At 46.6% G+C, this 6,297-nt stretch carries 6 protein-coding genes and 1 pseudogene; 5 read left to right on the top strand and 2 right to left on the bottom strand.

Features of this window, described 5'->3' with window-relative positions:
• Nucleotides 1–148 precede the first annotated feature (148 nt).
• The gene (locus V7051_RS09900) at nt 149–1,084 is read right to left on the bottom strand and encodes an SEL1-like repeat protein (protein ID WP_333874724.1); all 936 of its coding nucleotides are present in this window, start codon (nt 1,082–1,084) and stop codon (nt 149–151) included.
• A 491-nt stretch (nt 1,085–1,575) separates the two neighbouring features.
• Here V7051_RS09900 and V7051_RS09895 point away from each other — a divergent pair, with 491 nt between their 5' ends.
• Nucleotides 1,576–1,866: a hypothetical protein gene (locus tag V7051_RS09895; RefSeq protein WP_333874725.1), complete on the top strand. Its 291-nt coding sequence runs from the start codon at nt 1,576–1,578 to the stop codon at nt 1,864–1,866.
• Between the two features lie 300 nt (nt 1,867–2,166).
• Here V7051_RS09895 and V7051_RS09885 read toward each other — a convergent pair whose 3' ends face one another.
• Nucleotides 2,167–2,502: an ArsR/SmtB family transcription factor gene (locus V7051_RS09885; protein WP_333874726.1), complete on the bottom strand. Its 336-nt coding sequence runs from the start codon at nt 2,500–2,502 to the stop codon at nt 2,167–2,169.
• A 111-nt stretch (nt 2,503–2,613) separates the two neighbouring features.
• On the opposite strand from V7051_RS09885, the gene V7051_RS09880 reads away from it, so the two are divergent.
• The 4 genes and pseudogenes from V7051_RS09880 (at nt 2,614) to V7051_RS09865 (ending at nt 6,297) form a co-directional block, all read left to right on the top strand.
• On the top strand, nt 2,614–3,363 hold the full coding sequence (locus V7051_RS09880) for a glucose 1-dehydrogenase (protein WP_333874727.1): 750 nt from the start codon (nt 2,614–2,616) through the stop codon (nt 3,361–3,363).
• Nucleotides 3,364–3,490: 127 nt separating this feature from the next.
• The gene (locus V7051_RS09875) at nt 3,491–3,997 is read left to right on the top strand and encodes a DUF1993 domain-containing protein (protein WP_333874728.1); all 507 of its coding nucleotides are present in this window, start codon (nt 3,491–3,493) and stop codon (nt 3,995–3,997) included.
• Between the two features lie 215 nt (nt 3,998–4,212).
• Nucleotides 4,213–4,347, top strand: a pseudogene (locus V7051_RS09870) (IS5/IS1182 family transposase); the annotation flags it as partial.
• A gap of 369 nt (nt 4,348–4,716) precedes the next feature.
• Nucleotides 4,717–6,297, top strand: coding sequence for a peptide chain release factor 3 (locus tag V7051_RS09865; RefSeq protein WP_442919647.1), 1,581 nt, complete (start codon nt 4,717–4,719; stop codon nt 6,295–6,297).

Genomic DNA, 6,297 nt, shown 5'->3' with positions numbered 1-6,297 from the left:
TCATGACGATCCGTATTTTCAGAGGTATGATTGTTATTTTAACCCTATAAAGAGGAGTGCCATGTCGATTATTTAGGAAAGATGTCTAATTATAAAAATTAGACGCCGTTTTCCACAATTGAATGAATCATTCGCATGATAACTGGAATTATTGCGAAGCTTGTGGAGGGGCAGCCATCCATTCACGGACGAGCTTTCGCCCTTGTTCTATTTGCAAGGGTGTCAATACCTTAACTAAGCTATCTCGCACCTTTACTGCTTTTTCTAATTCTTGTGTAGCGGCAAGTTCTGTCCACATATAGGCTTGAGCATAGTCCTGCGGCACGCCTGTTCCGTTGAAATACATCTGGCCGAGGTTGAATTGCGCCATTGCTTCGCCCTGATCAGTGGCTTTGCGAAACCAAAACGCAGCTTGTTCATCGTCTTGCGCGACACCTTTGCCATTGGCATACATTACGCCGAGATTGTTTTGTGCCTCTGCATAGCCCTGTTCGGCAGCCTTATGGTACCAAGCGACGGCTTGTTTATCATCTTGCGCGACACCTTCGCCTCTGACATACATCGCACCGAGATTGTTTTGAGCCGTTGGCAATTCTTGTTCAGCAGCTTTACGATACCAAAATGCGGCTTGTTTATCATTTTGAGCCACGCCTTCGCCATTGGCATACATCGCCCCGAGATTATTTTGTGCAATTGCTTCGCCTTGTTCGGCGGCCTTATGATACCACTCGACGGCTTGTTTATTATCTTGTGCTACGCCTTCGCCCCTGGCATACATCACACCGAGATTATATTGCGCCATTGCCAAGCCTTGCTCAGCTGCCTTACGAAATAATGAGACGGCTTGGCTGCTGTCCTTGGTCATGCCGCCTTGGCCTTCGCTATACATCAAGCCGAGGATCAGTTGCGACTTTGCATAACCCAAATCAGCGGCTTTGCGAAACCAAAAAGCGGCTTGTTTATCATCTTGTAACACGCCCTCGCCATTCGCATACATTATACCGAGATCGTTTTGTGCCGTTGGATCGCCCTGTTCAGCTTTTATGCGTATTTGCTGTTCTACACTACCATCAGTGTTTGGCATTGACTCAGCGTTTATGTGACTGGCGAACAATCCAGTGAATAACAAGACAGAAAGAACCACAACCGGCAATAAACTACGCATACCCACCACTAAATTCATTTACTTAAAAAATACAAGTAGATAATAGCATACTGTAAAAAATAGCCTATCAAGAGTTAGTTTACGCCTAATTAAGCTCCTTATAACTCTTGGGCGGTGAGCAGCCGATTTTGGGTGGGAAGAGTTTAGATGGAGTTTTAGGGGGCGTTCATGGGGCCTTTTTACTCTTGTTAGCCTGAAGTGCAGCAAACTCAGCCATGAACAAGATGACTTTTTGTGGTCCGCATCCTCATCCGGCAACGCCCGCTGACCATCCAGATGCAGTATGCGCTTGTCGCCTTTGAATTTGGTGCGACTGTCGAGAAAACAGTGGCACAAGTCAAATCTCCTCAGTGATAACGTCTAGAGTTTTTGCCCCACAGCACACCTGTGAGAAAACGGAGGAGCATTCCATGAAGGAAAAGCAAACGTCAATGGCCTGTATTTGCAACCTGCGACTGTCTCTCCGCCCTCACCATTGCTCTTTTATCCGGCAAGGCGGTTCTTGGCCGGAACACTGCATTACCGGTTCTAAATACGCAGAGTTTTCAGCCGATTTGCAACTTCCTGCCTCTGCTTACATTATTTCCAAAGGCACAGTTGTTGAAAAGGATGGGTATTTAAGTTTCTCAAGCCAGACCTTCACAAAGCGGGTATCCGCCGTTTGTTCATTGGCGGACTTGCTACCGATTATTGCGTTCTAAATGGTGCGGGATGAAATCAAGGTGTTAATGTAGCAGGCTGTAGAACTGGAATACCTGCGCTTTATCGCCAACCGCCGCTGTCAGCAAATCAGCCTGGATATGTTGTATCCGGGCGCTACCGATCCATTTTCCTGAATGAGTGAAATGATGGATCTCAATAAAGAAAAAACTTTTTTGAATCGCGGGTGACAGAGTATCAGACGGGCGGTGCGCTCAGTTGGAACTGATACAGCCCTTAACGCAGTACTGTTTGTATCATGATGACATCGAGCTCAAACAGTCGTTTATTTCCAAAATCAACTAGACGGTTTCTTGCTGTTTTGCGTACGCCTCGACAATTGCCAGGATCATGGGGCCAAAGCGCTCTTTCAACTCAGCGCAACGGGTTGAGTTGATAAGCTCAACCCCCTTGCGCTCGCTACGGATCAGCCCGGCTTCACGCAAGATACGAAAGTGTTGGGATAAGGTCGATTTGGGCAACGTCCGCTTCTGGATAGTTAAGAAAGTTGAACAGTTCTTGGCACATTCTGCGGTGGCCAGATTGACGTATATTTCTATGCGTACAGGGTCGGAAAAGGCATGCAGGATGCCTTCTACAGTAATTTCTTCTATGGGAGGATGATAGGGTGTTCTCATAGTCGATAGCATATCACACTTGACTGTATAGCTTTATAGTTCCATAATCCTGTACTAATGAATTATTGAGTTAATTCAGCTAATCTAACCTTTAACTTCGAGGATTTATTTATGAGCAAGCTTTCTGGAAAAATCGCCGTTATCACGGGGGGCAATAGCGGTATCGGGCTGGCGACGGCAAAATTATTTGCAAGCGAAGGCGCTACCGTTGTCATCACCGGACGCAGACAAGCGGAACTTGATGCCGCCGTGGCTGAAATCGGCAGCAATGCTGTCGGTATCCAGGGCGATGTATCAACGTTGGCTGACCTTGACAAACTTTATGCCGAAGTTAAAAACCAATTCGGACATATCGATATTGTATTCGCCAACGCAGGCATTGCCGAATTGGCACCGATCGGCTTGATAACCGAAGAGCATTTCGACAAAATCTTTGGCATCAATGTCAAGGGCTTGCTGTTTACTGTGCAGAAGGCCTTACCGTTACTGGTTGATGGCGGTTCGATCATTTTTAATTCGTCGGCCGTGAACACGTTGGGCCTTGAAGGCTTCGGCGTGTATTCCGCGACCAAAGCCGCAGTCCGTTCTTTTGCCCGCACTTTGACGACCGAGTTAAAGGAACGCAAAATCCGCGTCAATGTGGTCAGTCCCGGCCCGATTGAAACTCCGATCTTCGACAAAATGGGCTTGTCGGAACAGCAGATTGATGAGTTCGGCACAAACATAGCCACGCAAGTGCCTTTGGGCCGCTTTGGCCGTCCGGAAGAAATCGCGCAAGCCGTGTTGTTCCTGGCCTCTTCCGACAGCAGTTATGTGGCCGGTGTCGATTTGTATGTCGATGGCGGCATGGTTGCTGTCTAAGGGGTGTTGAGTACCCACCCGTAACAAGGTTATCGGCTTTCCATTTAAAACGGGAAGCTGATTTTTGTTTCATTAAAAAGCAATCTGTAATTAACCAACATAAATCGCAAATCATTGGAGAAAAATAATGTCACTGACTATGTACCAAGCTTCTATCCCCGTATTTATCCGTATGTTAGGCAATTTATCGGCGATACTCGACAAAGCCTCCATCCATGCCGAAGCAAAGAAAATCGATCCCTCAGTCTTTATAAACGCCCGCCTCGCACCCGATATGTATCCATTGAGTAAACAAGTGCAAATTGCCACCGACATGGTGAAAGGCTGTGCGGCCCGACTTGCCGGGATTGAAGTGCCAAGCTATGAAGACAGCGAAACTACGTTTGTTGAGTTGCAGGCGCGTATCGCCAAGACCGTGGCGTTTTTACAAAGTGTGACTGCCGAACAAATCGACGGCAGCGAAGAGCGCAAAATTACCCTGAAATTCGGAAGTAGGGAAGTCCATCTTCTAGGCCAAGCTTATTTGCTGGATTTTGTGTACCCCAATTTTCATTTCCACCTCACCACTACTTACGCTATTTTGCGACATAACGGCGTGGAGATAGGGAAAATGGATTATGTAGGCAATGACTAAACGGCTGATTTATAGTTAGGAGCTAATGTTACGCACTGAATTTTTCATGTCACATGAATCCTGTCAACAGGCTATATTTCATGTCTTCATCAATGTCAATGCGTAACATCAGTTAGTATATGCTTTCGCAAGCTGCCGCGAGCATTTCCAGCACAGCAGACTGTGTACGGCTATTATCGATGTTGGACAACTAATAGAATGTGGGGCAAAAAGCAGGGCGACATAAGCATCCAACCGCCGGTTCTATCAATAGTCAAAGCGTTAAAACAACCGCTGTAGCGGGTATTAAAGGCTTCGACGCAGGCAAACAAATTCAAGGTCGAAAACGTCATATGCTTGTGGATACTCTGGCTTGATTATTTAAGTAAAGATTACGAGGTGCTGACCGACTTCAGTACCGCCTTTATTCATATTGCAATAATAAATTTAATGCTCGGACGACTTTGTGACTGACTTCTAAAGCACGCACTTAGAAGCGACTGAGGCTTACTTATTTGATGTGGATTAGGTAAAATCAGTCAGCTGAAGCGATGCCGGTATTTTTTATCTAAGTTTTGCCCGCTATTTTTAGTTAGATTTATCACTAAATACCGCCAACAGGATTTTTTTACATTATTGATAAGGTAATCTCCTTCAATCATCCATTCGTCTCCCATTACCCATGGGTCTCCTTTTTGTTGCATACCCTGTATACCTAATTTTTTGCATAAAACATGTCGATTACTGAAATAAGCTCTGAAACCAAGCGTCGTAGAACTTTTGCTATCATCTCTCACCCTGACGCGGGTAAAACCACCATCACTGAAAAACTGTTACTGTTCGGAGGAGCAATCCAGCTTGCAGGCTCGGTAAAAGGCCGAAAAGCGGCGCGTCACGCAACTTCAGACTGGATGGAAATGGAAAAGGAGCGGGGTATTTCGGTGACTACCTCGGTCATGCAGTTCGAGCATAAAGACTGCATTATTAACCTGCTCGATACCCCAGGCCATGAGGATTTTTCCGAGGATACCTACCGCACCTTGACCGCGGTTGATTCGGCGCTGATGGTAATCGACGTTGCCAAAGGTGTTGAAGACAGAACCATCAACTTGATGGAAGTGTGCAGACTGCGTACTACGCCGATTCTGACTTTCATTAACAAGCTGGACAGGGAAGGGCGGGAGCCTATTGAATTGATGGACGAGGTCGAGAATGTCCTGAACATTAAATGCGCACCGATGACTTGGCCTATCGGCATGGGTAAACGTTTTAAGGGGGTTTATCATCTGTATAAAGATGAAATTCATTTGTTCAGCGCTCAACATGGCGGCAAGATTGCCCAAGCTGAAATTATCAAAGGATTAAATAACCCCAAGTTGGACGAACTGCTGGACGATCAAGCCCAAGAATTAAGGGATGAAATCGATTTGGTCAAAGGTGCCAGCCATGAGTTCAATCTTGAAGATTATCTGGCAGGCAAGCTGACGCCGGTCTTTTTCGGCTCGGCCATCAACAATTTCGGAATTATCGAATTGCTTGATGCGTTCGCCGAATATGCGCCGTCACCCAGACCCAGAGAGGCGGAGCAACGTACGGTATTGCCGGATGAGCCGGCGTTTACCGGTTTTGTATTTAAAGTCCAGGCCAACATGGACCCGTCTCATCGCGACCGGATTGCTTTTTTAAGAGTATGTTCCGGAAAATTCGATAAAGGCATGAAAGTCCATCATGTTCGTATCGGCAAAAATATCCAGGTTGCCAACGCGATAACCTTTCAGGCCGACACCCGAAAAAGCGTAGAAGAAGCCTATCCCGGCGACATCATCGGGTTGCATAATCACGGCACCATTCAGGTCGGCGATACTTTTACCCAAGGCGAAACGCTGAAATACGGCGGCATTCCTTATTTTGCGCCGGAATTATTTCGCCGGGTGGTGTTAAAAGACCCGTTAAGAGCCAAAGCCTTGCAAAAAGGACTGGTGCAGTTGACCGAAGAGGGCGCGACCCAATTGTTCAAACCGTTAAAAAATAATGATCTTATTTTGGGGGCGGTCGGTGTTTTGCAGTTTGACGTCACCGCATTCAGGCTTAAAAGCGAATACAACGTCGAATGCGTTTATGACGCCATCCCTATCTCAGCCGTGCGTTGGGTAAGTTCCGACAAACCGGCCAAACTGGAAGAATTCAAGAATAAGGTTTTTGATAATCTGGCCGAAGACGGCGGCGGTTACCTGGTTTATGTCGCCAACAGTCGGGTTAACCTGCAACTGACCGAAGAACGCTGGCCGGATATTAAATTCAGCGCGACGCGGGAATTGTAG

The organism is Methylobacter sp. (genome assembly GCF_036845245.1).
In the GTDB taxonomy this organism is placed as follows: Bacteria; Pseudomonadota; Gammaproteobacteria; order Methylococcales; family Methylomonadaceae; genus Methylobacter_A.
The sequence above is the reverse complement of the archived record's forward strand: the minus strand, read 5'-3'. Positions and strand labels throughout refer to the sequence as shown.